Origin of the sequence: Enterobacter cloacae complex sp. SHL021, assembly GCF_049237765.1 — a bacterium.
GTDB classification, from domain to species: Bacteria; Pseudomonadota; Gammaproteobacteria; order Enterobacterales; family Enterobacteriaceae; genus Enterobacter; species Enterobacter cloacae.
Window position 1 is genome coordinate 210,354 of record NZ_JBMKJG010000001.1, and the last position, 24,389, is coordinate 234,742.

Here is a 24,389-nt window from a genome sequence, read left to right on the forward strand (position 1 = left end):
TGCAGCATCTGATTTTGCTGAATTTTAGATGAGGCAGATAAGGCGTTAAATGTCATAACAACCATAAAATTGTTATACCTTCACATGAGGTTTGTAATGAAAAAGAACCTACTTGCCGCTCTGATCCTCTCTACGCTCTCGGTGCAGATACATGCCACCACGCAGCTTAACGTCTGGGAAGACATCAAGAAGTCATCCGGTATAAAAGAGGCGGTGGCTGACTTTGAAAAACAGTACGACGTTAAGGTTAACGTCCAGGAAACCCCTTACGCCCAGCAGTTGGAAAAACTGCGTCTGGACGGCCCGGCGGGCATTGGCCCGGACGTGCTGGTGATCCCTAACGATCAGCTGGGCGGCGCCGTAGTGCAAGGGTTGCTGACCCCCCTGAATCTGGAGGCTAAGCAGACCGAACAGTACACCCCGGCCTCAATCAATGCCTTCAAAATGGATAATGCCCTCTACGGCGTACCGAAAGCGGTCGAGACGCTGGTGCTGATCTACAACAAAGACCTTATCGACAAGCCCCTCAATTCGCTGCAGGACTGGTATGACTTTTCGAAACAGCAGCGCGCGAAAAACCAGTACGGCCTGCTCGCCAAGTTCGACCAGATTTACTACAGCTGGGGGGCAATTTCCCCGATGGGCGGCTACATCTTCGGTCATAACGACAAGGGCGGCTATAACGCCAGCGACGTTGGCCTGAACAAGCCGGGCGCGGTAGAGGCCGTGACGTACCTTAAAAAATTCTACGCCGACGGGATCTTCCCGGCCGGGATAGTCGGTGACAACGGTCTGAACGCCATTGACTCCCTGTTCACCGAGAAGAAAGCGGCAGCCGTGATCAATGGGCCGTGGGCATTCCAGCCGTATGAAGCGGCAGGGATCAACTACGGCGTTGCGCCGCTGCCAACGCTGCCCGACGGCAAGCCTATGAGTTCTTTCCTTGGCGTGAAAGGCTACGTTGTCTCCACGTGGAGCAAAGACAAAGCCCTGGCGCAGAAATTTATCGAATTCATCAACCAGCCGCAGTATGTGAAAACGCGCTACATCGCCACGCGTGAAATCCCGCCGCTTACCGCGATGATCGACGATCCGATTATCAAAAACGACGAAAAAGCGAGTGCCGTCGCGGTACAGTCGGCGCGCGCAACTGCCATGCCGGGCATCCCTGAAATGGGTGAAGTCTGGGGGCCAGCCAACGCCGCGCTGGAGTTGAGCCTGACCGGCAAACAGGATCCTAAAGCCGCGCTGGATAGCGCAGAAAAACAGGTCCAGATGCAGATCGAAGCCATGCAGGCCAGCAACCAGTAATTTTCTGCCGTCGCAAAACGGGAGGACTCTCTCCCGTTTTTTTGAAAGGAGTTGTCTGTGAGTATCATCCCGGAAAATTTTGCCAGACCGCACGGGGCCGGGCGCCATGCCTGGACCGGCCTGCTGCTGGCGTTCATCCCCGGCTTCGGCCAGTTTTACCATCGTCAGTGGCTGAAAGGGATCATCTTCCTGGTACTGCTGGTCAGTTTTCTCGGCGTATTTGCCGATTTTCTGCGCGAAGGGCTATGGGGGCTGGTGACGCTGGGCGAGGAGGTGCCGCGGGACAACTCCATCTTCCTGCTGGCTGAGGGGATCATCAGCGTGCTGATCGCCGCGTTTGGCGTGATGGTCTGGTACCTGTCGATGCGTGATGCGTGGGTGAATGGCAGAAAACGCGATGCGGGACTTGCGCTTAACAGCGTGCGCAAGCAGTACCAGATGTTGCTGAGCGACGGCTTCCCGTATCTGATGATTACGCCCGGCTTTATCCTGCTGGTGTTTGTAGTGGTTTTCCCGATCCTGTTCGGCTTTGCCATTGCCTTTACCAACTACAACCTCTACCACACGCCGCCGGCTAAGCTGGTGGACTGGGTTGGGTTTAAGAACTTCATCAATATCTTCACGCTCTCCATCTGGCGTTCGACCTTCTTCGACGTGCTGCAGTGGACGGTGGTCTGGACCCTGCTCGCTACCACGCTGCAATGTTCAGTAGGCGTGCTGCTGGCCATTCTGGTGAACCAGAAAGATCTGCGCTTTAAGCCGCTGATCCGCACCATCTTCATTCTGCCCTGGGCGGTGCCGGGCTTTGTCACCATCCTGGTGTTTGCCGGAATGTTTAACGACTCCTTTGGGGTGATCAACAACGCCATTCTGGCCTTCTTCGGCATCGCGCCAAAAGCCTGGATGACCGATCCGTTCTGGACCAAAACGGCGCTAATTATGATGCAGACCTGGCTCGGCTTCCCGTTTGTTTTCGCCATGACCACCGGCGTGCTGCAGGCCATCCCGGACGATCTGTACGAAGCGGCGACCATGGACGGTGCCAGCAGCGCGACTAAGTTGCGTACCATCACGCTGCCGCTGGTGCTTTACTCGATTGCGCCGATTCTGATCACTCAATACACCTTCAACTTCAATAATTTCAACATCATCTACCTGTTTAATAACGGCGGACCGGCGGTGGTAGGGTCGAATGCGGGTGGGACGGATATCCTGGTGTCGTGGATCTACAAACTGACGATGTCCTCTTCGCAATATGCGATTGCGGCGACCATCACTATCCTGCTGTCGATCTTTGTCGTCGGGCTGGCGCTGTGGCAGTTCCGCGCCACGAAATCGTTCAAAAATGACGACATGGCGTAAGGAACGGAACAATGGCTCAATCACAAAGTATTAAACGTGAGAAGTGGGTTCGCCTCTCGCTCTCCTGGCTGGTTATCGTGCTGGTCTCGATAATCATCATTTACCCGCTGGTGTGGACGGTCGGTGCGTCGTTTAACGCGGGTAATAGCCTGCTGAGCTCGTCGATTATTCCAGAGAACTTCTCGGTACAGCACTATGCCGACCTGTTCAACGGCCAGGTGAACTACATGACCTGGTACTGGAACTCAATGAAAATCAGCTTCCTGACCATGGTACTGACCTTAATCAGCGTCAGCTTTACCGCCTACGCGTTTTCGCGCTTTCGCTTTAAGGGGCGCCAGAACGGTCTGATGCTGTTCCTGCTGCTGCAGATGATCCCCCAGTTCTCGGCGCTGATTGCCATCTTCGTGCTGTCGCAGTTGCTGGGCCTTATCAATAGTCATCTGGCGCTGGTGCTGATCTACGTGGGCGGCATGATCCCGATGAACACTTACCTGATGAAAGGCTACCTCGATGCCATCCCGAAAGATCTGGATGAATCCGCGCGCATGGACGGGGCCAGTCATTTCCGGATTTTCATCGAAATTATCATGCCGCTTTCGAAGCCGATTGTGGCGGTGGTGGCGCTGTTCTCCTTCACCGGGCCGCTGGGGGATTTCATCCTCTCCAGCACCATTTTGCGCACCCCGGACAAATACACCTTACCCATCGGGCTTTATAACCTGGTGGCGCAAAAAATGGGTGCCAGCTACACCACCTACGCGGCAGGCGCGGTCCTGATTGCGGTGCCGGTGGCGATCCTCTACCTGGCGTTACAAAAATACTTCGTCTCCGGCCTGACCTCCGGGAGTACCAAAGGATAACCATGAAAAGACTCAAACCCGCTTTGCTCGCCGTTTGCCTCTCATGTGGCCTTGCCGCGAGTGCTTTTGCTGCCGACGCGGTGAAAACGCGTCCGTTTAACGCCATGCCTGCAGATTTTATTAAGGGGGCGGATATTTCGACCCTACTGGAAGCCGAACAACACGGCGCGAAATTCTATAACCAGAACGGCCAGCAGCAGGATGCGATTGCGATCCTGAAGGCCAACGGCGTGAACTATGTACGCCTGCGCCTTTGGGTTGATCCACAGGATGCGAGCGGCAAGACCTATGGCGGTGGCAGTAACAACCTGGAAAACACGATTGCGCTGGCGAAGCGCGTGAAGGCGCAGGGCCTGAAGCTGCTGCTCGATTTCCACTACAGCGATTTCTGGACCGATCCGGGCAAACAGTTCAAGCCGAAAGCCTGGGAGAAGATGGACTACCCGCAGCTTAAAACGGCGATCCATGACTACACCCGCGACACCATCGCCCGCTTTAAGAAAGAGGGCGTCCTGCCGGACATGGTGCAGATCGGTAACGAAATCAACGGCGGCATGCTGTGGCCGGAAGGCAAAAGCTGGGGGCAGGGCGGCGGCGAGTTTGACCGTCTGGCCGGACTGCTCAACGCCGCCATTAGCGGGCTAAAAGAGAATCTGACCGGCGGCGAGCAGGTGAAAATCATGCTGCACCTGGCCGAAGGCACTAAAAATGACACCTTCCGCTGGTGGTTTGACGAAATCGCGAAGCGCGACGTGCCATTCGATATCATCGGCCTGTCAATGTACACCTACTGGAACGGCCCGATTAGCGCGCTGAAGGCCAATATGGATGACATCAGCAAGCGCTATAACAAAGACGTGATTGTGGTGGAAGCGGCATACGGCTATACGCTGGACAACTGCGATAACGCTGAGAACAGCTTCCAGGCGAAAGAAGAAAAAGACGGCGGCTATCCGGGTACCGTTCAGGGCCAGTACGATTATATTCACGATTTAATGCAGTCCGTTATTGATGTTCCGGACCACCGTGGCAAAGGCATCTTTTATTGGGAGCCGACCTGGATTGCCGTACCGGGCACCACGTGGGCGACCAAAGCCGGCATGAAATATATCCATGACGAATGGAAAGAGGGGAATGCCCGCGAGAATCAGGCGTTATTTGATTGCCAGGGAAAAGTGCTGCCATCAATAACGGTATTTAAATAATTTTTATCTTCATTCAGGACGTTTTTAATATGAATAAATTTGCGCCTTTAAGCCCAAAGGTCGCGGCGTTATTGCATGGCGCCGACTATAACCCGGAGCAATGGGAGAATTATCCCGGTATTATTGAAAAAGATATTGCCATGATGCAGCAGGCAAAATGTAATGTGATGTCGGTGGGCATATTTAGCTGGGCAAAGCTGGAGCCGCGTGAAGGGGAATTTGATTTTGCGTGGCTGGATAATATTATTGAAAAACTGTATGCGGCAGGTATTCATATTTTCCTTGCTACGCCAAGCGGCGCGCGTCCGGCGTGGATGTCGCAAAAATACCCTGAGGTGCTGCGCGTCGGGCGCAACCGGGTGCCCGCGCTGCACGGAGGCCGACATAACCACTGCATGTCATCGCCAGTGTACCGTGAGAAGACATTCACCATTAACCGCCTGCTGGCGGAGCGTTATTCACACCATCCGGCGGTGCTGGGCTGGCACATCTCTAATGAATACGGCGGCGAATGTCATTGTCACCTGTGTCAGGCACGTTTTCGCGACTGGCTGAAGGCGCGCTATAAAACCCTGGACGCGCTGAACCACGCGTGGTGGAGCACCTTCTGGAGCCACACCTACACCGACTGGTCGCAGATAGAGTCCCCTGCGCCGCAGGGAGAAGTGTCGATTCACGGCCTCAACCTCGACTGGCGTCGCTTCAATACCGCACAGGTGACCGATTTCTGCCGCCATGAAGTGGCCCCGCTAAAAGTAGCGAATGCGGAACTGCCGGTAACCACCAACTTTATGGAGTATTTCTACGACTACGACTACTGGCAGCTTGCGAAGGCGATCGACTTTATCTCCTGGGACAGCTACCCGATGTGGCACAGGGAGAAAGACGAAACGGCGCTCGCCTGCTACACCGCCATGTATCACGACATGATGCGTAGCCTGAAGGGCGGTAAGCCCTTCGTGCTGATGGAGTCGACGCCGAGCACCACCAACTGGCAGCCAACCAGCAAGCTGAAAAAGCCGGGGATGCATATTCTCTCGTCGATGCAGGCGGTGGCGCACGGAGCGGATTCGGTGCAGTACTTCCAGTGGCGTAAAAGCCGCGGGTCGGTGGAGAAATTCCACGGCGCGGTTATCGACCACGTGGGTCATCTGGATACCCGCGTCGGGCGTGAAGTGACGCGTCTGGGCGAGATGCTGGCACGCCTGCCGGAGGTCGCAGGTTGCCGTACCGAGGCCCGGGTGGCGATTGTCTTCGACCAGCAAAACCGCTGGGCGCTGGATGATGCCGAAGGTCCGCGCAATATGGGAATGGAGTACGAAAAAACCGTCAACGAGCACTATCGTCCGTTCTGGGAAAAAGGCATTGCGGTGGATGTCATTGACGCTGACGGCGATCTGAGCGACTACGCGCTGGTGGTGGCCCCCATGCTTTATATGGTACGCGAAGGGTTTGCCGAGCGGGCAGAAGCCTTTGTGGCTAATGGCGGGCATCTGGTGACGACCTACTGGACCGGCGTGGTGGATGAGACCGATCTCTGTCATCTGGGCGGTTTCCCTGGCCCGCTGCGCAAGCTTCTGGGCATCTGGGCGGAAGAGATCGAGTGCCTGGGCGAGGGGGAGCGCAACCTGATTCAGGGGCTGGCAGGCAACGCGGCAGGTTTGCAGGGGCCGTATCAGGTGCGGCATTTATGCGAGCTGATCCACGCTGAGTCCGCACAGGTGCTGGCGACCTACCGCGATGATTTCTACGCAGGTCGCCCTGCGGTAACGGTCAACCGCGTCGGTAAAGGCAAGGCGTGGCATGTCGCTTCACGTAACGATCTGCCGTTCCAGCGCGATTTCTTTGCCGGGATTATCAACGAGCTGGCACTACCGCGCGCCATCGAGGGTGAACTCCCGCCGGGCGTGGTTGCCACGGCACGCACGGATGGCGAAACCACCTGGGTGTTTGTGCAGAACTACACGGCACAGCAGCAATACATCACGCTGCCACAGGGGTATACCGACTGCATGACAGACGCCGCTGCTGCGGGCGATACCGCTCTGCTGCCCTGGGACTGTCGTGTGCTCAGGCGTAAAGCGTAATTGATTTTCTCCCTCTCCCTGTGGGCTGAGGGTTCCCCACAAAATAATGCCTGCACGGAGGACCCCCTCTCCCTTGAGGGAGAGGGTTGGGGTGAGGGGGAACATATGGCTGTAGAGGTCATTCCGTTCACTTTATGTTCCTTGCTACTCTGTAACGGCATGACTTGTGAACGTGCCAGGGCGGCTCAGTCGCCACCGCCCTGGCGACCCGGGCTCCCGGCGGTAAATCGCCGCTTCGCGGTGCCCTCGGCTTATTCCTTCCGGCTTATCGGGGACGGGCGGAGGTAACATCCCTGTAAATCCGCCCTCTCGGCGCATCCCTGCGCCTCGCCCCGGCCTGCAGGAAACGCCTCAGCAATTTACAGCCGGACCAGGGCATCGCTGTAAGTTATTCATTTTCCTGAAGCAACATTCATCGCTTTCGGTAAAAAAATACTGGGGATCCCTCAACCCACAGGGGGAGGGCTGGGGTGAGGGCATCAGACCGCACCGTCCGGGCAAAAAGGCACAGAACGCCTGCTCCACGAGCAGGCATTTTTTTATCTGCATATAATGAGGCGTATTATGGACAGTCAAATTACCCAGCGTTTAATTCCCGCGTTTGGCGGCGACGATAATATCGAACACGTCGAAGCCTGTATTACCCGCCTGCGCGTGACGGTAAAAGATTTAAATAAAATTGACTCTGAGGCGTTACAGAATGAAGGGGCGCTGGGGGTAATTATTATTGGCCAGCAGGTGCATGCCATATTTGGCAGGCAGTCTGATGCCTTACGTCAGTTATTAGATGAACATTTTAATCAATAAATAAAAAAAGGGATAGCCAAAATAATGGCTATCCCGAAACAGGCGAATAAACTGCCAGTTGTTGGAGATACAATAACGATTAACGCATTTTAGAAATAAATATTACCACCAGGCTTCAACCTGCACGCCGAAGTTCCAGGTATTACTGGCGGTGCCGTCTTCGAAGGATTTCCCATGTTCGGAATCATTCAGGTAGGAGGCAAACACCCGTAGCTCGGGACGTGACATAAAATCAGGTCCGTCCGCCAGACCTAAGGCGATCGTGTACTTCTCACCGCTCTGCTTGTAGTTTGAACCGTCGGTATAGGTATCTTTCTGGTAGAACCCGCCCACTTCACCAATCAGACGCACATATTCGGTGAACTGATACTGCGCGCGGCCCACCAGCGAAATCAGGCGCGATTTATCGGTATACTGCGTGGTGTCATCCGCCGAACCCCAGGTCAGGACGTGGTTAAAGGAGAGCTTGTCGGTAATGGGAATTAAGCCGGTATTAATCACGCGGTAGCCGCTGGCATCGTTCACATAGTTCCACATGTCGTACCAGCCGCCCCCCTGGGAAACCATGTTCTGCGCCAGACCTTTGTTGGCATACTGCAGCACCAGCTTGTTATAGCCGCCCAGCATGTCCTGGCTGATCTCTCCGGTTACCATCACGCCGTTGTCGGCCTCGTACAGCCCGCCATACTCTTTCTGTTTGTTGGTCGGGTTTGGCATGGCATAGTCAATACCCACTTCCGTCCACGCGCCTGCCCACGGTTTCCAGCCCGCATAGCGGAGATCGATATAATTGATGTTCACGTCGTTATCACCGTCAACGCGGTAGTCCACGTCGTTGGCATCGCCGCGGATCCAGGCCACGGAGACCGCGCCAGGGCCGAGCGTATAGTTTTCAATACCTGCACCGGATCCCGAGATGTTCCAGTATTTGGTGTCAATGATGTGCAGATCATGACGCTGGTAATAGCGCTTCCCACCCCAGATAACCGCATTCGGATCGCCCGGGATCAACCCCTTGATCTGCAGGTTAAGCTGACGCAGGCCAAACTGAGCGTCGTCGCCAAAGGTGGTTTCGTTATCGTTAGAGCCGTCAGACACCATGCTCACCATGCTGTCGAGATAAAAGCTCACGTCGTTCTTTTTGTAGACCTCAGAGCCCAGTTCCAGCTCGCCGTAGGTATCGGCTTCGTTACCCAGACGGCCAATTTTGTTCTTCTGCCACTCCTCCATCCCACCATCCCGTGAGACGCCCACGCCGGAGCGAAGATAGCCATGAAAATCAATCGGTACTGAAGACGCAGCAAACAGCGATGGAGACGCTAACGCGGCAGCCAGCGCAACGGATACAGAGCGGATCGTCGTGTTCATTGTTACCCTCTTATTGTTTTGTAATACGTTCACAAATCCGCTGTCATAAAATGCCTAAACCTTCTGGCTGGCAATTGAACGATTCTAAATGTGTGATTAACTGCAAATAAAATAGACAATTTTGTTACGAGTGATGAGCTGTGCCACAAATTATGGCATTGTGAACGTAATACTTTTTGATGGTGTTATGTCTGCGAGGTGAGGGCAGTGAGCGTTTTTTTACAGCGCCCCTGTTACAATCATCGCATAACAACATAAGGAACCGGACCATGAAGTCGAAAAGCGCAACGTTAGAGGACGTCGCACGCCATGCAGGCGTCTCCTATCAGACCGTGTCCAGGGTACTGAATAAATCTGCCAATGTATCCGAGGCCACGCGCCACAAGGTTGAGAAATCCATAGAGTTATTGCGGTATGTGCCGAATCGCCTGGCCCAGCAACTGGTAGGCAAGCAGAGCCAGACCGTCGGGCTGGTGACCATTTCACTGGCTCTGCACGCGCCTTCTCAGGTGGCGGCAGCGGTAAAACGCTATGCAAACGTGGAGGGATACCAGGTACTGATCTCGATGATAGATGAGAACGTCAACCAAAGTATTCAGGACTCTATCAACGAACTGAAGTCCCAGCTGGTGAGCAAGGTGATCATTAACGTGCCTCTGGAGGCCGAAGAGGCGCAGAAAATCGCCACCGACAACGACGATATCGTCTGTCTTTTCCTGGATGTCGACCCGTACAGTTCTGTGTTTAACGTTTCGTTTAACCCGGCGGATGGGACCCGCGCCAGCGTTAAATACCTTTACGAGCTGGGCCATCGCGACATCGCCCTGCTGGCGGGGCCGGAGTCCTCTGTGTCGGCACAGTTGAGGCTAAAAAGCTGGATCGAAACCCTGAAGGGTTACGGGCTGGAGCCCGCTTCGGTGATCCGCGGCAACTGGGATGCGCAGAGCGGGTATGCCGGTGCGCTGCAGATGTTGCGCGAAACGCCGCAGTTTTCCGCCGTACTGGTGGCCAACGACCAGATGGCGCTGGGCGTACTGAGCGCCTTCCACCAGCAGCAGATTTCCATTCCTGGCGAGAAGTCGGTGATTGGCTACGATGATACCTACGAAAGCTCGTTCTTCTACCCGGCGCTGACGACGGTCTCACTGGATTTAGATCTGCAGGGCAAAGAGGCGGTGCGCCGCATTCTGGACAGCGGCGAAGAGAGTGCCCTGCGCATGTCTTCGATTTTACCTGCCCGTCTGGTGGTGCGACAGTCCACCGGGCCGAAAGGGGAGAAGGGAAAAAACCTCCAGGCGCTGGCTCAGCAGCTGCGCGAGATTGCGCATCAACTGGGTGATGTGTAGCGGAATGAGCACCTCAATCACAGGAAAGAGGTGCTCGTAAGATTACTCCAGCCCCAGCGTATACTGGGCGATTTTGAAGTAGATAATCAGCCCGGTACCGTCGATAAGCGTCGCGATAAACGGCGCGGAGACGACGGCCGGGTCAATGCCGCAGCGCTTGAGTACCATGGGAATAACGGACGAGACTATGGCACTCCACAGCGTAATGCACACCAGCGTCAGGCTGACGATAAGGGTAATTTCCAGCCCAATCCCCATCATCCATGCGCGGATGCACCCGGCAATACCGAGCGTGACGGCAATCATCAGTGAGGTGGTCATCTCTTTGCAAAGTACGCGACCAACATCGCGCAGATGCACTTCACCCAGCGCCATGGCGCGCACCAGCGTGGAGGTGATCTGCGTTCCGCTGTTCCCGCCGGTGCCAATCAGCAGCGGGATAAAAAATGCCAGCGCAATGGCGGACTCCAGCGCCTCTTCAAAGTGCTGGATCACCGAGCTGGTGTAGGCTTCCGCGACAAACAGCAGCAGCAGCCAGACGGAGCGTTTTTTCCACAGGCTGAAGGCGCTGGTCTCCAGATAGGGCTTTTCCAGCGGCAGCGTGGCCCCCTGGCGCTGGGCATCTTCGGTGACATCGTCTTCCAGCAGGTGAGCCATTTCTCGCTCGGTGAGGCAGCCAACCAGCTTGCCGTGGGTGACAACAGGCAACACATCCGCACCGCTGTGGGCCAGCAGTCCGGCGACATCGGCCCGCTCATCTTCCGGTTTGACCTGCAGAAATTGCGACAGCATCAGCGATTTTACCGGCTGTACGGTATCGGTGGTTTGCAGTAATTTGCGTACCGCAATCATGCCTGCCAGGCGACCCTGATCTTCAATGAAAATATGCGACGGAATATCATCGTCTTTTAATTTTTCGAAAAACTGCTCGCGCGCCAGCGCCACGCATAATGAAATATCGAGGACAATAAAATCGGTATTCATATATTGCGCGATAGCGCTGTCATTGAATACCGGGTTCTGGTTGTGAATAGCGTAAGACATAGTGAATTCCCTTTGAATAAAAAATCTCTCAGGGGCGAGCAAGACAGGGCATGTCGAAGAGGAGATCCCCACGTCCTGGGTTCAGCACTGTACACCGTATCCCGTAAGGGAAGTTATACTGACAAAGCCTTGATTCGACAGTGCCTGTTTTACCCTGTGCGGGTTCTCTCGAACCTGCCAGAGCGATAACGTGTATTTGTACAGGAGCCTCGCCATAACGAGATCGTTGTAAACCAGCGGGATAATACGCTTATTTTATTTTCCCGCTCTGGAATTTAAAAAATGTTTAGGGAATGTTTATGTATTCATTATTCATGACGCGTTGAGCCTTTATTTAAACTTGCTCGACTTTAATGGGAGGGTAAATATTCACGAGGAGAGCAAGGTGGCGTGGTTTGACAATCTGCTCAATCATTTTGCGCATTATCCGACGCATCTCTTTGCGCTGCTCTTCGTGCTGGCTTTGAGTAAATCCACGGTGCTGATCTCCTCCGTGCTGCCGCCCGCCTCCGTGATGTTGCTGACTGGGATCACCGTCAGCCAGGCGAGCCTGCATCCGGCGTTGACGTGGCTGGCGGTGGTAATGGGGGCCACGCTCGGTTCGCTGCTGAACTATCATATCGGTCAGTTGATGGGGCATACGCGGCTGGTGACGCGCATTACCTCAAAACATGCCGATACATTTTTGCGGGTGCAGCATCAGCTACAGAAAAACGGCGTGCTGGTGCTCTTCACCGCCCGTTTTCTGGCGGTACTGCGCTATATCGTGCCGCTGGCGGCGGGCATGCTCAGGCTCAACCGGGTGAAGGTTTACGCGGTCAGCCTGTTTTCTGCCGCCGTCTGGGCGGCGCTGTATGTCGGCATTGTCACCGGCATCAGCGCCTTTTAAGTTACAAACTTCCCATTCCGCCGTCCACCAGCAGTTCCGTTCCTACCGTATAGCTGGATTCGTCGGAGGCCAGATAGAGCGCGGCTTTTGCCAGCTCCGTCGTCGAGCCCATTCTGCCCAGCGGCACAAGCTTGATGATCTCCGCCATCATCGCGTTAAGCGTTTCTTCGCTTAAGCCCGTTTTCGTAAAGGCCGGGGTTTCTACCGGGCCGGGGCTCAGACCGTTAACGCGAATGCCGCGTGGTAACAGCTCTGCCGACAGTGTGCGTGCCAGCGACAGCAGAGCGGCCTTGCTCGCGGCATACACGCTGCTGGTGGGCAGGCCGATGCGCGCGCTTACGGAGCCGCACAGGATCACTGAGGACGGATTATTCAGCAGCGGCAGCAGCGCCTGAATTAAAAAGAACGGTCCCTTCAGGTTGATGCCCATCAGACGATCCCAGGCCTCTTCCTGCCACGCTTCCAGCGGTGCGTGCGTCACGTCGCCGGCGTTGAGAAACACCGCGTCCAGGCGTGGCCAGCGGGCGGCAAGCGTCTCCGCCAGCGCTTTTTGCGAAGCAATATCTCCCGCATCGGTCGGGATCACCCAGGCCTTATCGCCCAGAATGCGCTCTGCTTCGGCGAGCGTTTCCGGGTTACGACCGGTGACGGCGACATGCGCCCCTTCGGCGAGAAACACCTGCGCAGTGGCAAGGCCAATGCCGCTGGTTCCGCCGGTAATCAGCGTATATTTACCTGCTAAACGACCCATGTTCTTCTCCTGAAATGTCTCTGGAGAAAGCACTATAGAAACGTTAGTATCGAAAGGAAACCAGGTACCAATTGGATACTAATGCGGCAAGAGGTGTGCTATGGCGGAATTGCTCGATATACGTTGTGAAAAAAATTCTGAGGTTTATGTCTGCCCGATGACGCAGTTTGTGAACCTGATTTCCGGGAAGTGGGCGATCCCTGTTCTTTATCGCCTGATTATCCTCAATGCGCCGGTACGCTTTGGCGATCTGCTCCGCGCTACCGCCCCCATCACGCAAAAAGAACTCACGAAGCAGCTCAGGCTGTTCGAACAGCGCGGGCTGGTGTCGCGCACGGTTTACCCGGAGATCCCACCGCGCGTGGAGTACCAGATAACGGGGCTGGGGTTGACCCTGCAAGGGGCGCTCTCGCCGCTGGCCGCCTGGATGAGTGAGTACGGCGACCAGCTTGAGCGTTAGCCTACTGTTTTACATAGCGCGGCGCCGGAATGCCGGTGCGGGCGCTGTTAAAAAGCTCCAGACGTGCCGTTTCGTAGCGATCCCACAGGCTGGCATCATGCATTGGCGGAATGGTAATCAGCTCGCCCTGATCCAGACCCGCCAGCGAAGCATCCACCATATCGTCAGTGGTCATCACCGAGCCTTCCGGCAGATCGTTCACCGTCACGCCGGAATGCTGCCAGATTTCTGTTGCCGTTGCGGCGGGTAACACGGCCTGAATACGCAGGTTGCTGTCGGCAAACTCCTCCTGTAACCCACGGGTAAAGCTGAGCACCCAGGCTTTGGTGGCGCTGTACAGCGCGCTGCCTGCACGCACGTGCAGGGACAACACCGAGGCGATATTGATAAGCGTACCGTGGTTATTCTGCGCCAGGCGCGGCAGGATCGCATAGGTCAGGCGCATCAGCGCCGTGGTATTGAGGGTGTTAATGGCCTGATGCTGGGCCACATAGCCCGCGAGGAACGGCGCCATCTGCGCGGTGCCGGCGTTGTTAACCAGCGCATCAATGGCGGTATTGCTACGCAGTTCGTCTTCTACCGCGCGGATCCCGGTTTCATCGGTGAGATCGGCCACCAGAATATCGACGGTCACGCCATAGCGCGCGCGCAGGTCGGCGGCGAGGGTTTGCAGCCGATCCTCGCGGCGGGCGACCAGGACCAGGTTAGCGCCGCGCGCGGCAAGGCGATCGGCATAGACGGCACCAATCCCGGAAGAGGCACCCGTAATCAGGGCGGTAGTGATTTGCGTAGTCATCGTATGTTACCTCAAAGCAAAGTGGGTTATTTGGTTTCAATATGAAACTGAATTCACTGTCTGCTATTTGGTTTTATAATGCAACTATATTGGTGGTCATTTTGTGCTTTTGCCGTCGGGAACGATCAGGAGGGGAGTTTGGCCACGATCTCTTCAGGCGTAAGTTCGCGGCCATCGTCGGCAATAAGCAGCAGTTTACGCAGCGGTTTGCGCTGTTCGCTATCAACGAGAACGGTGCCGCATTCGTTTTCCGCGAACAAAAATTCATTGCCCCACTGGGACAGGGCAACCAGCACCGTCTGGAGTGCGCGTCCCTTGTCGGTCAGAACGTATTCCTGCCAGGCGCTGCCGTCGGAGGCGGGCTGGAGCCGGAGGATGCCTTCATCGACCAGCAGTTTTAGCCGCGCGGTCAGCATGTTTTTCGCGATACCGAGGCTTTTCTGGAACTCGCCGAAGCGTTTAATCCCACGCAATGCGTCGCGAACAATCAGCAGCGACCACCAGTCGCCGATGATATCCAGCGAACGGGCGACAGGGCAGGTACTCTCTTCAAGACGGGTGCGTTTCACAGGCAAATCTCCGGGCGTATGTAGTTTTATTATAAAACTAATCTGCTCACCGGGTAAGCGTGTTATTCATCAGTTTGAGAAATGCTTCCCGGAAAATTGTCACGGATCTGTCACACTGAACGCGACATTTTAAAACGAGTGAGGAATTAGGGATGAGAAAAGCACTACTCGCGGTGGCCGTAGCCGGTCTCTTTTCAGCAGCCTCCGGGGTGCAGGCGCAAGAGACGCCGGAAGGGTATCAGCTGGAGCAAGTTTTAATTATGAGCCGTCACAACCTGCGCGCACCGCTCGCCAATAACGGCAGCGTGCTGGAGCAGTCCACGCCAAAGCAATGGCCTGAATGGGAAGTGCCGGGCGGTCAGCTCACCACCAAAGGTGGCGTGCTGGAGGTTTACATGGGGCACTACATGCGCGAGTGGCTGGCCCAGCAGGGGATGGTGAAGACGGGAGAATGTCCACCGGCGGAGAGCGTTTATGCTTACGCCAACAGCCTGCAGCGCACCGTAGCCACCGCGCAGTTCTTCATTACCGGGGCTTTCCCGGGCTGCGACGTGCCTGTGCACCATCAGGACAAAATGGGCACCATGGACCCAACCTTTAACCCGGTGATTACCGATAACTCACTGGAATTCCGCGAAAAAGCGCTCAAGGCGATGGAGTCCGAGCGGCAGAAAATGCAGCTTGCTGAAAGCTACCGGCTGCTGGAGCAGATGACGAACTACGCCGATTCGCCGTCGTGCAAAGAGAAAAAAGTCTGTTCACTGGCAGACGCGAAAGATACCTTCAGCGCCGACTACGAAAAAGAACCGGGCGTTTCCGGGCCGCTGAAAGTGGGCAACTCGCTGGTGGATGCGTTCACGCTGCAGTATTACGAAGGTTTCCCGGCCGACCAGGTGGCCTGGGGAGAGATCAAAACCGACCAGCAGTGGCGCGTATTGTCGAAGCTGAAAAACGGATATCAGGACTCGCTGTTTACCTCAACCGAGGTGGCGCAAAACGTCGCCAAACCGCTGGTGAAGTATATCGATAAAGCCCTGGTGACCGATCAGGCAAAAGCGCCGAAAATCACCCTGCTGGTGGGGCATGACTCCAACATTGCCTCTCTGCTGACGGCGCTGGACTTCAAGCCGTACCAGCTGCATGACCAGCAGGAGCGCACCCCAATCGGCGGCAAAATTGTCTTCCAGCGCTGGCACGACAAAAACGCCAACCGCGAGCTGATGAAAATTGAGTATGTGTATCAGAGCTCAGAGCAGCTGCGTAACGCCAGCGTGCTGTCGCTGCAGTCTCCGGCGCAGCGCGTGACGCTGGAACTGAAGGGGTGTCCGGTGGATGCGAACGGTTTTTGCCCGATCGATAAATTTAATACGGTGATGAACGACGCGGCGAAATAAGATAATCCCCCCGCGCAGGCGGGGGGAAACGCTCAGACGTTTTTACGTTCGATGGTTTGCTCACCCCAGAAGAGCGAGTCTTTGTCCGTTTTTTCGAAGGCGCGTACCAGCACTTCATCATTGCCTTCTTCCCAAATCTGCTCTGCCAGTTTTTCGTCGTATTTCGCGACTTCAAAAATGGCTTCGGCGATCTCCGGAGAGGTATTGCGTAAACTTGCCCATTCGCCCACGTGGTGAGCTTTGGATTCTTGAGTTGGCATGCTTGTCCTCCTGTTGAGTTAGCCGTTCAGTTTTTTGGCCAGACCCGCGACGTATTCACCCTGATAGCGGGCGATAGCGAGCTCTTCGTTGCTCGGCTGTCGGGATCCATCGCCACCGGCAATGGTGGTTGCACCGTAAGGTGTGCCGCCACGTACCTGAGAGACATCAAACAGTTCCTGCGCGCCATAGCCAATCGGTACAATCACCATCCCATGATGAGCAAGGGTAGTCCAGGTTGAGGTAATCGTCTGTTCCTGGCCTCCGCCGGTCCCGGTGGAGCTGAACACGCTGGCGAGTTTGCCGTACAGCGCGCCAGAGGCCCACAGCCCGCCCGTCTGATCGAGGAAGGTGCGCATCTGGCCTGACATATTGCCAAAACGGGTGGGGGTGCCGAAGATAATGGCGTCGTAATCCGCCAGTTCCTGAGGCGTGGCGACCGGCGCATTCTGGGTTTTTCCTCCGGCTTTGGCGAACGCTTCTGCCTGCATGGTTTCCGGTACGCGTTTTACCACAACCTCCACGCCGTCCACTTTGTTTGCACCTTCTGCTACCGCGTGAGCCATGGTTTCAATGTGTCCATACATGGAATAATAGAGCACCAGAACTTTAGCCATTTTGCATCACTCCTCGTTTGTTTTTTCTGACAGCGAATCGCTGCGTTCATTTAAAGATATGACATCACAGCCAGACTGCAAAAATGAACGGCATTTCTTTGATTTATAACAATATGCTGACCATCGCGGCTTGTAGCAAAATGAAACATTTTTACCGCCGGCGATTTTTGAAATGATAAGAAAGGCTTATGAATGACCGCTGCGTTTTCTCACCCAAAAGACTGAGATCTTGTTGCAGAATATTAACTACAGCTTGCCGGATACCCTCAGTCCACTAAGCTTAGTTTCACGCGGCACAGATAAAGGCGCTGTCCTTTAGCCGCGAGGTGAAAGAATCCTCTTTTACTGAATGCAATATGATGTCTAATGTTTCACATACTGGAGGTTAGAGATGGCAAACCATCGTGGTGGTTCAGGTAATTTCGCCGAAGATCGTGAAAGAGCATCAGAAGCAGGCCGTAAAGGTGGCCAGCATAGCGGGGGTAATTTTAAAAATGACCCTCAGCGCGCATCTGAGGCTGGCAAAAAAGGGGGTAAAAACAGCCATGGCGGCAATAAGTAAGTCGCCGGGTTGAAAGACCTCTGCCGCCGGGTTCTCCCGGCGGTTTTTTTATTTCTGTAACATTGAACTGCAATCAAAGGCATCGCACACTAGTCCCATCATTCTACGTTCTGGTGCCTCATGTCTGTTTCTCGTTTTACTTTCTCCGTCAAACCTCAGGAAGCGATCCTCATTCTGATCACCATGTTCTGGGGCGGAACCTTTCTCGCCGTCCAGTATGCGGTCACCCTGAGCGATCCGTTCTTCTTTGTCGGCCTGCGTTTTGCGACGGCAGCGATTGCCGTGGGGTTGATCTCGTTGAAAACCCTGCGCGGACTGACCCTGCAGGAGTTCAAGGCCGGGGTGGCGATTGGCGTGGCGATTGCCATGGGGTATAGCCTGCAGACGTGGGGGTTACAGTCAATCTCCAGCAGTAAATCGGCCTTTATCACCGCCATGTATGTGCCGCTGGTGCCGTTACTGCAATGGCTGTGTCTGGGACGCCTGCCGGGTGTGATGTCCTGCATTGGTATTGTGCTGGCGTTCATCGGCCTGATTTTGCTGGCCAGGCCGGAAAATAACCTGCTGGCAATGGGGCCGGGCGAGATCATTACCCTGGTGGGAGCCATTGCGATTGCCGCGGAAATTATCCTCATTAGCGCCTGGGCCGGGAAGGTCGACGTTAAGCGCGTCACGGTGGTACAGCTTGCCACAGCGTCGCTGGTGGCGTTCGCGACGATGGTTCCGGCAGGGGAGTCGGTTCCGCCGATGTCTGCCGGGCTGGTGGTGGTGGCACTGGGACTGGGTATTTTCAGCGCCATTATTCAGGTGACCATGAACTGGGCACAGCGCAGCGTGTCGCCGACGCGGGCGACGGTGATCTACACCGGGGAGCCGGTCTGGGCGGGGATTTTTGGACGCATTGCCGGAGAACGCTTACCGCTGCTGGCGCTGGTCGGCGCGGCGTTTATCGTTGTTGGGGTGCTGGTGAGTGAGCTAAAGCTCAAAAAAAGACGTAAGGCGATTGCCGGGTAAGCGCAGCGTCACCCGGCAAGTAAGGGGCCTTTATATCAGGTGGAGGGGGTGATGGCTTCCCCTTGCGCTTCATCCCCTTTCCGGCGGCTCAGCAGGGCATTAAGCAGGATCGCCCCAAAGGTCGCCGTACCAATCCCGCCAACCGTAAACCCGCCCAGCGTCAGGGCAAAATCACCTGCACCCAGCACCAGCGTGACCGCCACCATAATCAGGTTACTGTTCTGGCTGAGATCGACGCGATGCTGTACCCAGATGCGCGCTCCCGCCACGGCAATCAACCCGAACACCACAATCGATGCGCCGCCGATGACCGGCGAGGGAATGGTGTGGATCAGCGCACCAAATTTTGGTGAGAAGCCGAGCAGCATCGCCATGACCGCCGCCGCCACGAACACCAGCGTGGAGTAGACTTTCGTTACCGCCATCACGCCAATGTTCTCGGCGTAGGTGGTGACACCGCTGCCGCCCACCGACCCGGAGAGCATCGTCGCCAGGCCATCCCCGACAAACGCGCGCCCCATATACGGATCCATACTGCGCCCGGTCATGCCCGCCACGGCCTTCAGATGCCCTAAGTTCTCCGCCACCAGGATCACCGCGACAGGGGCGATAAGCATCATGGCCTGCGTGTTAAAGGTTGGCGACGTGATCTGCGGCAGACCGAACCAGGCAGCCTGATGGAGCAGGGTAAAGTCGACAGGCTTGCCGAAACCAAAGACATTGGCCAGCAGGGCGTAGATCAGACAGGCCACAATCAGCCCGACCAGAATCAGCAGACGCTGGACCATGCCGCGGGTGAATACCGCCACCAGACCGATACACAGCACGGTGATCACCGCTATCCAGCTCTCAAACGGCGAGCCGGAGACACTCTTCACGGCAATTGGCGCCAGGTTCAGGCCAATCGCCATCACCACCGCGCCGGTAACCACTGGCGGCATCATTCGCTCGATCCACCGCGTTCCGATCTTCATCACCACGACGCCAATCAGGGTATAGACCAGACCACAGGCGATAATGCCGCCGAGGGCGACGCTGAGGTTGGGGTTGATCCCCTGACCGTTAAACCCGGTGGTGGCGATGACCACGCCGACAAAGGCGGCGCTGGAGCCCAGATAGCTGGGCACGCGCCCGCCGGTGACAAAAAAGAACAGCAGGGTGCCAATACCCGACATCAGAATGGAAAGATTGGGGTCAAGGCCCATCAGCATCGGCATCAGCACCGTTGCACCAAACATGGCAACCGCGTGCTGGACGCCCATCACCAGGGTTTGCCCGAGCGGGAGCCGTTCATCCGGCGCGACCACGCCAGGTTCTGTAGAGGTCGATTTCAACTGCCAGTGGGGAAATCCGAACATTGCCATGAGCTGCTTCCTTAAGAAGGGTTAACAGGCGGGTCGCATAAGCGCGTGGTAGCCGCGGTCAAACCACACCAGCCCCTGCGGGGCGGGGTGGCGGATAATGGACACGATGTCGCAAAACAGAATGTCGTGGGTGCCGACGCTGACCACCTGGCTGATACGGCAATCAAACGAGGCCAGCGCCTCCTCCAGGCGCGGGCAGCCCGTCTCGCCCGTCTGCCAGCGGGCAGCGGCGAAGCGATCTTCCATCGGCGTTTTGCCGCCAAACAGGTTTGAGAGTGGCTCCTGTCCGGCGCTCAGGGTGTTGACGCACAGGGTGCGGTTTTCGCTAAACGTCGGCCAGACGGACGCGCCGCGGTTAAGACATACCAATAGCGTCGGGGGCGAGTCGGTGACGCTGCATACGGCGCTGGCGGTGAAGCCCGCTCTGCCAGCAGGGCCGTCGGTGGTGATGATATTGACCGCCGCGCCCACACAGGCCATGGCATCGCGAAAGGTTTGTTTATCGGGTGTCGTCATGATGGCTCCTTACGCCAGCCCGCAGGCGTCTTCAAAGGCCAGGCGCGGCAGACGGCCGTAGAGTTTGCCCACATCGCCATAGCCGATATTGATCAGCAGATTGCTTTTCAGCAGCGTGCCGGTGAAAAAGGCCTCGTCGACTTTTTGCCGGTCAAAACCGGACATCGGGCCGGTGTCCAGCCCCAGGGCGCGACAGGCAAAGATGAGATAAGCGGCCTGCATGGAGCTGTTGCGAAAGGCGGTCTCTTCAGCGTGCGCGGGGCTGGTGGTAAACCAGCTCTTCGCATCCCCGTGCGGGAACAGTTCAGGCAGACGCTCATAAAATTCCGTGTCCCACGCCACAATCGCGGTGACCGGTGCGGTGAGGGTTTTCTCCAGGTTGCCGCTGGAGAGTGCGGGGCGCAGCTTCTCTTTACCCTCTGCGCTGCGCACAAACACAATACGGGCCGGGGAACAGTTAGCGGAGGTAGGCCCCCATTTCATCAGGTCGTAGATCTCGCGCAGCGTCTCGTCGCTGACCGGTATGTCCAGCCAGCCGTTGTGGGTGCGTGCGCCGGTGAACAGTGAATCCAGCGCGGCAGAGGTAATGGCTTCGCTCATCGAAACTCCTTATAAAGCGGGTTCATGGCTGTGCAGCAGGCTGGCAAGCCCGTTCAGCAACAGGGTATTAAACGTTTCCGGCTCGGTGACGTTGCAGGCATGGCCGCCCTGGCGCATCACCACGCTGTGGCTGTGCGGGAGCGCCGCCTGCAGCTCAGACGAGCAGACAGAGGGCACCAGCAGGTCATCGGCGGAACAGATAAGGTGCACCGGGCAGGCGATGCGGGCGGCATGGCGACTAAAATCGGCCTTTTTCAGCGCGTTCAGCCTGCGCAGCAGATTGTTTTTGCCCTGAAAGTGCGCCAGCGCCAGTGCCTCTTCTGCTTCCAGACGCGGTGCGCGGGCGGCCATCCAGTCTGCCGGATAGAGAAACAGCGGCTGCGCCTCTACCCACGCCTGCGCGCCACCGGCATGCAGCAGCCGTTCGCGGATCTGAAAGCAGCGTCGGGTATGGGCATTCAGCGTCAGCCAGCCGTTGACGCACACCAGCGCTTTGAGCGCATCGGGGGTGTCGAGCGCCAGTTGCAGGCCGATCAGCGCCCCCAGCGCATGGCCGACCACACAGTAGCGGGTGATGCCGACCGCGGTCAGCGCCTGTGCCAGCTCACCGGCCATCTGCCCCAGGGTGTACTCTTCCGGCAGGGTGTCAGGGTTATTGCCGGTGCCACGCTGGTCGTAACAGACCACCTGATACTCCTGTTCCAGCGCGGCTAGCTGGGGTAACCAGTAGCTGCCGCCCCCGCCGAGTCCGGCAATCAGCACCACGACGGGCGCGCCGTCAAACGGGGGCGGTGAGACGGAGAGCTTCATGGCAGCCTCACTTTCCAATGTGCGCAACGGTGGCGATTTCAACCAGCGCGTCCGGCTTTACCAGCCCGCACTGAATGCAGAAGCGGGCCGGCTTATCGCCGGGGAAGAACTCCGCATAGATCTCGTTAATCGCGGCGTAGTTTTTCCAGTCGGTGATAAAGATGCTGTTGAACGTCACATCCTCCATCGTGCCACCTGCGGTTTCGATCACGGTCTTGATCGTCTCCAGCACGTGGCGCGTTTGCGCCTTTGGGTCGTTGATAAACACCACGTTGTTGTCTTTATCAAACGGCAGGGTGCCAGAGACGTACACCACGCCATCGGCGAGCGTGCCGGGGACAAACGGCGCAATCGGCGTGCTGGTGCCCGGTGGAATAATCACGGATTTCGGCATCGTATGTCTCCTCAGGCGATACGGGCGAGCGGCGGATTCAGGGCGTCGCAAAAATCGGCGACGTTACTGACCCAGCCAAAAAAGGTTTCGATATTGAACAGCGCCGCTTTCTGGGCAAATTCCGGCCCCGCCTGATGAGTGGCGTCTTCCAGTACCACGCCGAAATACTCGAGGAAGAAGCCGTCGCGCAGGGTCGACTCCACGCAGACATTGGTAGCAATGCCGGTAAAGACCAGATGACGAATGCCCCGGCTGCGCAGCAGGCTGTCGAGCGGCGTGTTGAAAAAGCCGCTGTAGCGCGGTTTGGGCAGCACGATATCGCCTGCTTCCGGCACCAGTTCATCCACCAGCTGATAATCCCAGCCACCTTTAGCCAGCAGCTTGCCCTGCAGTTCGGGCCGTTTGCGCATGGTTTTCAGGGCGTTCGATTTGTGAAAATTGGGCGAGCCGGGGCCACCGGCTTCCACGTATTGATCGTCCCAGCCGTTCTGAAACCAGATGATGAGCATCCCGGCGGCGCGTGCGGCGGCGACGGCGGTTTTGATGTTCTCAATCACCGGCCGGGTGGCGGAGACGTCAAACCCCGCCAGATCCAGATAACCGCCGGGGCTGGCGTAGGCGTTTTGCATATCCACCACAATCAGCGCGCTCTGCGGTGCAGAAAAGGTGATGGCTTCCGGACGGGCATTAAGGGTTGTCATTACGCCACCTCCTTGGTGATGGCGGTAATGTGGGCGCGGCACTGCATCAGCGGCTGAATGCGCTCGCCGAAGGTCTCCACACCGGTGAGGAAATCGTCGAAGGTCAGCAGAACGCCTTCCGCGCCGGGAACGGCGGCCACTTCGTCGAGCATTCTGGCAACGCTGGCATACGAGCCGACGAGCGTGCCCATGTTGATATTGACGGCAGAGGTCGGGTCGGCCATCTGGCGCACGTTGGTGTCCGCGCCGGAACGGGTATCTTTCTGGCTCTGTTCGGTGAGCCAGCTCAGGGCCTCGTCGTCGGCCCCGTCCTTATAACGCTCCCATTTGGCGCGCGCGGCCTCATCGGTTTCGTCGGCAATGACCATAAACAGCACGTAAGAGCCCACATCACGGCCGGTTTTGTCGGCGGCCTCTTTCATGCGTGCGGCGGTTGGGGCGAAGGCGGCGGGGGTGTTGACGCCTTTACCGAAACAGAAATTGAAGTCGGCGTATTTTGCCGAGAACGCCATTCCCGCGTCGCTCTGCCCGGCGCAGATCACCTTCATTGGCGCAGAAGGCTGCGGGCTGACGCGACAGTCATTCATGGTGAAGTAGTCACCTTTGAAATCGCTCTTGCCGGTACCCCACAGATCGCGCAGCACCTGCACGTATTCGGTAAGGTACTCATAGCGGCGCGAGAAGTACTCATCTCCCGGCCAGAGCCCCATCTGGTCGTACTCCGGCTTTTGCCAGCCGGTGACCAGATTGACGCCAAAGCGTCCCCCGGAGATGGAGTCGATAGTGGAGGCCATCCGCGCGACAATGGCTGGCGGCAGGGTGAGCGTGGCGGCGGTGGCGTAGATCTGAATCCGTGACGTCACCGCCGCCAGGCCCGCCATCAGGGTGAAGGATTCCAGATTGTGATCCCAGAATTCGGTTTTGCCGCCAAAGCCGCGCAGCTTGATCATCGAAAGTGCAAAGTCGAAATGGTAGTGCTCCGCTTTTTGCACGATGGCTTTGTTCAGCTCAAAGGTCGGCATGTATTGCGGAGCAGTGGTCGAGATAAGCCAGCCGTTGTTGCCAATGGGTACAAATACGCCAATTTTCATCACGAACCTCTCTTCACTACGTTGCAGGTGAACAGGGTTTTGCAAAGGGAGTGCCAGTTTTCAAAATGGCTTTGTTATTAATGTGTTAATCAATGGTTGATGAATTGAATGTGACAAAAGTGGACTAAATGGTCAAAAACATTGCACACAAAACAGGCATTCATGCGCGATGGGAGTGCAGAATGTCGTGGCGAGGCGGGGGTTTTGCTA

26 protein-coding genes and 1 riboswitch are annotated in these 24,389 nt (G+C 56.6%); of the genes, 12 read left to right on the plus strand and 14 right to left on the minus strand.

Annotated features, from left to right (window positions below):
• Positions 1-96 precede the first annotated feature (96 nt).
• The 6 genes from ACOTZF_RS00945 to ACOTZF_RS00970 all read left to right on the plus strand — a co-directional run bounded on the left by ACOTZF_RS00945 (position 97) and on the right by ACOTZF_RS00970 (position 7,635).
• Positions 97-1,311 carry an extracellular solute-binding protein gene (locus ACOTZF_RS00945; RefSeq protein WP_038985541.1) on the plus strand — a complete coding sequence of 405 codons (1,215 nt, stop codon included), beginning with the start codon at positions 97-99 and terminating at the stop codon, positions 1,309-1,311.
• Positions 1,312-1,368: 57 nt separating this feature from the next.
• A complete protein-coding gene (locus tag ACOTZF_RS00950) occupies positions 1,369-2,673 on the plus strand; it encodes a carbohydrate ABC transporter permease (protein ID WP_029883250.1) in 1,305 nt (434 codons plus the stop codon).
• An 11-nt stretch (positions 2,674-2,684) separates the two neighbouring features.
• Positions 2,685-3,536: a sugar ABC transporter permease gene (locus tag ACOTZF_RS00955; RefSeq protein WP_129252608.1), complete on the plus strand. Its 852-nt coding sequence runs from the start codon at positions 2,685-2,687 to the stop codon at positions 3,534-3,536.
• Between the two features lie 2 nt (positions 3,537-3,538).
• Positions 3,539-4,741, plus strand: coding sequence for a glycoside hydrolase family 53 protein (locus tag ACOTZF_RS00960; protein ID WP_108453596.1), 1,203 nt, complete (start codon positions 3,539-3,541; stop codon positions 4,739-4,741).
• A gap of 29 nt (positions 4,742-4,770) precedes the next feature.
• Positions 4,771-6,828: a beta-galactosidase gene (locus ACOTZF_RS00965; RefSeq protein ID WP_129252610.1), complete on the plus strand. Its 2,058-nt coding sequence runs from the start codon at positions 4,771-4,773 to the stop codon at positions 6,826-6,828.
• Between the two features lie 564 nt (positions 6,829-7,392).
• Positions 7,393-7,635 carry a PTS transporter subunit EIIB gene (locus ACOTZF_RS00970; protein WP_129252612.1) on the plus strand — a complete coding sequence of 81 codons (243 nt, stop codon included), beginning with the start codon at positions 7,393-7,395 and terminating at the stop codon, positions 7,633-7,635.
• Positions 7,636-7,737: 102 nt separating this feature from the next.
• Here ACOTZF_RS00970 and ACOTZF_RS00975 read toward each other — a convergent pair whose 3' ends face one another.
• Positions 7,738-9,003, minus strand: coding sequence for a maltoporin (locus tag ACOTZF_RS00975; protein WP_013097211.1), 1,266 nt, complete (start codon positions 9,001-9,003; stop codon positions 7,738-7,740).
• A gap of 269 nt (positions 9,004-9,272) precedes the next feature.
• Between ACOTZF_RS00975 and ACOTZF_RS00980 the strand changes: the two genes are divergently transcribed.
• On the plus strand, positions 9,273-10,349 hold the full coding sequence (locus ACOTZF_RS00980; RefSeq protein WP_038419069.1) for a LacI family DNA-binding transcriptional regulator: 1,077 nt from the start codon (positions 9,273-9,275) through the stop codon (positions 10,347-10,349).
• 42 nt (positions 10,350-10,391) lie between these two features.
• On the opposite strand, the gene ACOTZF_RS00985 is transcribed toward ACOTZF_RS00980, so the two are convergent.
• Positions 10,392-11,393: a magnesium transporter gene (locus ACOTZF_RS00985; protein ID WP_129252614.1), complete on the minus strand. Its 1,002-nt coding sequence runs from the start codon at positions 11,391-11,393 to the stop codon at positions 10,392-10,394.
• A gap of 59 nt (positions 11,394-11,452) precedes the next feature.
• A riboswitch (M-box (ykoK) riboswitch) is annotated at positions 11,453-11,622 on the minus strand.
• Positions 11,623-11,778: 156 nt separating this feature from the next.
• Between ACOTZF_RS00985 and ACOTZF_RS00990 the strand changes: the two genes are divergently transcribed.
• Positions 11,779-12,282, plus strand: coding sequence for a DedA family protein (locus tag ACOTZF_RS00990; RefSeq protein ID WP_023620983.1), 504 nt, complete (start codon positions 11,779-11,781; stop codon positions 12,280-12,282).
• Between the two features lies 1 nt (position 12,283).
• Here ACOTZF_RS00990 and ACOTZF_RS00995 read toward each other — a convergent pair whose 3' ends face one another.
• On the minus strand, positions 12,284-13,033 hold the full coding sequence (locus ACOTZF_RS00995) for an SDR family oxidoreductase (RefSeq protein WP_013097207.1): 750 nt from the start codon (positions 13,031-13,033) through the stop codon (positions 12,284-12,286).
• Between the two features lie 100 nt (positions 13,034-13,133).
• Between ACOTZF_RS00995 and ACOTZF_RS01000 the strand changes: the two genes are divergently transcribed.
• Positions 13,134-13,493 carry a winged helix-turn-helix transcriptional regulator gene (locus ACOTZF_RS01000; RefSeq protein WP_013097206.1) on the plus strand — a complete coding sequence of 120 codons (360 nt, stop codon included), beginning with the start codon at positions 13,134-13,136 and terminating at the stop codon, positions 13,491-13,493.
• A gap of 1 nt (position 13,494) precedes the next feature.
• On the opposite strand, the gene ACOTZF_RS01005 is transcribed toward ACOTZF_RS01000, so the two are convergent.
• A complete protein-coding gene (locus ACOTZF_RS01005; RefSeq protein ID WP_129252616.1) occupies positions 13,495-14,289 on the minus strand; it encodes an SDR family NAD(P)-dependent oxidoreductase in 795 nt (264 codons plus the stop codon).
• Positions 14,290-14,414: 125 nt separating this feature from the next.
• Positions 14,415-14,858, minus strand: a complete 444-nt coding sequence (locus tag ACOTZF_RS01010; protein WP_013097204.1) for a winged helix-turn-helix transcriptional regulator — start codon at positions 14,856-14,858, stop codon at positions 14,415-14,417.
• Positions 14,859-15,010: 152 nt separating this feature from the next.
• Here ACOTZF_RS01010 and agp point away from each other — a divergent pair, with 152 nt between their 5' ends.
• Complete coding sequence (gene agp / locus ACOTZF_RS01015) at positions 15,011-16,252, plus strand: bifunctional glucose-1-phosphatase/inositol phosphatase (protein ID WP_045295768.1); 1,242 nt, start codon at positions 15,011-15,013, stop codon at positions 16,250-16,252.
• 32 nt (positions 16,253-16,284) lie between these two features.
• Here the strand turns inward: agp and ACOTZF_RS01020 are convergent, their stop codons facing one another.
• Together ACOTZF_RS01020 and wrbA are read right to left on the minus strand one after the other, a co-directional pair.
• Positions 16,285-16,512 (minus strand): YccJ family protein, encoded by a 228-nt coding sequence (locus tag ACOTZF_RS01020; protein WP_008499832.1) that lies wholly within the window; start codon positions 16,510-16,512, stop codon positions 16,285-16,287.
• An 18-nt stretch (positions 16,513-16,530) separates the two neighbouring features.
• Positions 16,531-17,127 carry an NAD(P)H:quinone oxidoreductase gene (gene wrbA / locus ACOTZF_RS01025; RefSeq protein ID WP_013097202.1) on the minus strand — a complete coding sequence of 199 codons (597 nt, stop codon included), beginning with the start codon at positions 17,125-17,127 and terminating at the stop codon, positions 16,531-16,533.
• 391 nt (positions 17,128-17,518) lie between these two features.
• Between wrbA and ACOTZF_RS01030 the strand changes: the two genes are divergently transcribed.
• Both ACOTZF_RS01030 and ACOTZF_RS01035 read left to right on the plus strand, forming a co-directional pair.
• On the plus strand, positions 17,519-17,689 hold the full coding sequence (locus ACOTZF_RS01030) for a general stress protein (RefSeq protein ID WP_013097201.1): 171 nt from the start codon (positions 17,519-17,521) through the stop codon (positions 17,687-17,689).
• Between the two features lie 120 nt (positions 17,690-17,809).
• Entirely contained in the window at positions 17,810-18,703 is an 894-nt protein-coding gene (locus tag ACOTZF_RS01035; RefSeq protein WP_045295769.1) for a DMT family transporter, read from the plus strand.
• Between the two features lie 35 nt (positions 18,704-18,738).
• Here ACOTZF_RS01035 and rutG read toward each other — a convergent pair whose 3' ends face one another.
• Genes rutG through rutA form a run of 7 tightly spaced genes read right to left on the minus strand, consistent with a single transcriptional unit; the run spans position 18,739 to position 24,179 of the window.
• A complete protein-coding gene (gene rutG / locus ACOTZF_RS01040) occupies positions 18,739-20,067 on the minus strand; it encodes a pyrimidine utilization transport protein G (RefSeq protein ID WP_038419077.1) in 1,329 nt (442 codons plus the stop codon).
• Positions 20,068-20,088: 21 nt separating this feature from the next.
• Entirely contained in the window at positions 20,089-20,583 is a 495-nt protein-coding gene (gene rutF, locus ACOTZF_RS01045; protein WP_013097198.1) for an NADH-dependent FMN reductase RutF, read from the minus strand.
• Between the two features lie 9 nt (positions 20,584-20,592).
• Positions 20,593-21,183 (minus strand): malonic semialdehyde reductase, encoded by a 591-nt coding sequence (locus ACOTZF_RS01050; RefSeq protein ID WP_013097197.1) that lies wholly within the window; start codon positions 21,181-21,183, stop codon positions 20,593-20,595.
• 9 nt (positions 21,184-21,192) lie between these two features.
• On the minus strand, positions 21,193-21,993 hold the full coding sequence (gene rutD / locus ACOTZF_RS01055; RefSeq protein WP_038419080.1) for a pyrimidine utilization protein D: 801 nt from the start codon (positions 21,991-21,993) through the stop codon (positions 21,193-21,195).
• Positions 21,994-22,000: 7 nt separating this feature from the next.
• Positions 22,001-22,387, minus strand: coding sequence for a pyrimidine utilization protein C (gene rutC, locus ACOTZF_RS01060; RefSeq protein WP_013097195.1), 387 nt, complete (start codon positions 22,385-22,387; stop codon positions 22,001-22,003).
• Positions 22,388-22,398: 11 nt separating this feature from the next.
• Entirely contained in the window at positions 22,399-23,088 is a 690-nt protein-coding gene (gene rutB, locus ACOTZF_RS01065; RefSeq protein WP_013097194.1) for a pyrimidine utilization protein B, read from the minus strand.
• Complete coding sequence (gene rutA, locus ACOTZF_RS01070; protein WP_029882763.1) at positions 23,088-24,179, minus strand: pyrimidine utilization protein A; 1,092 nt, start codon at positions 24,177-24,179, stop codon at positions 23,088-23,090. The genes rutB and rutA overlap by 1 nt, the downstream gene beginning before the upstream one ends.
• Positions 24,180-24,389: the final 210 nt, after the last annotated feature.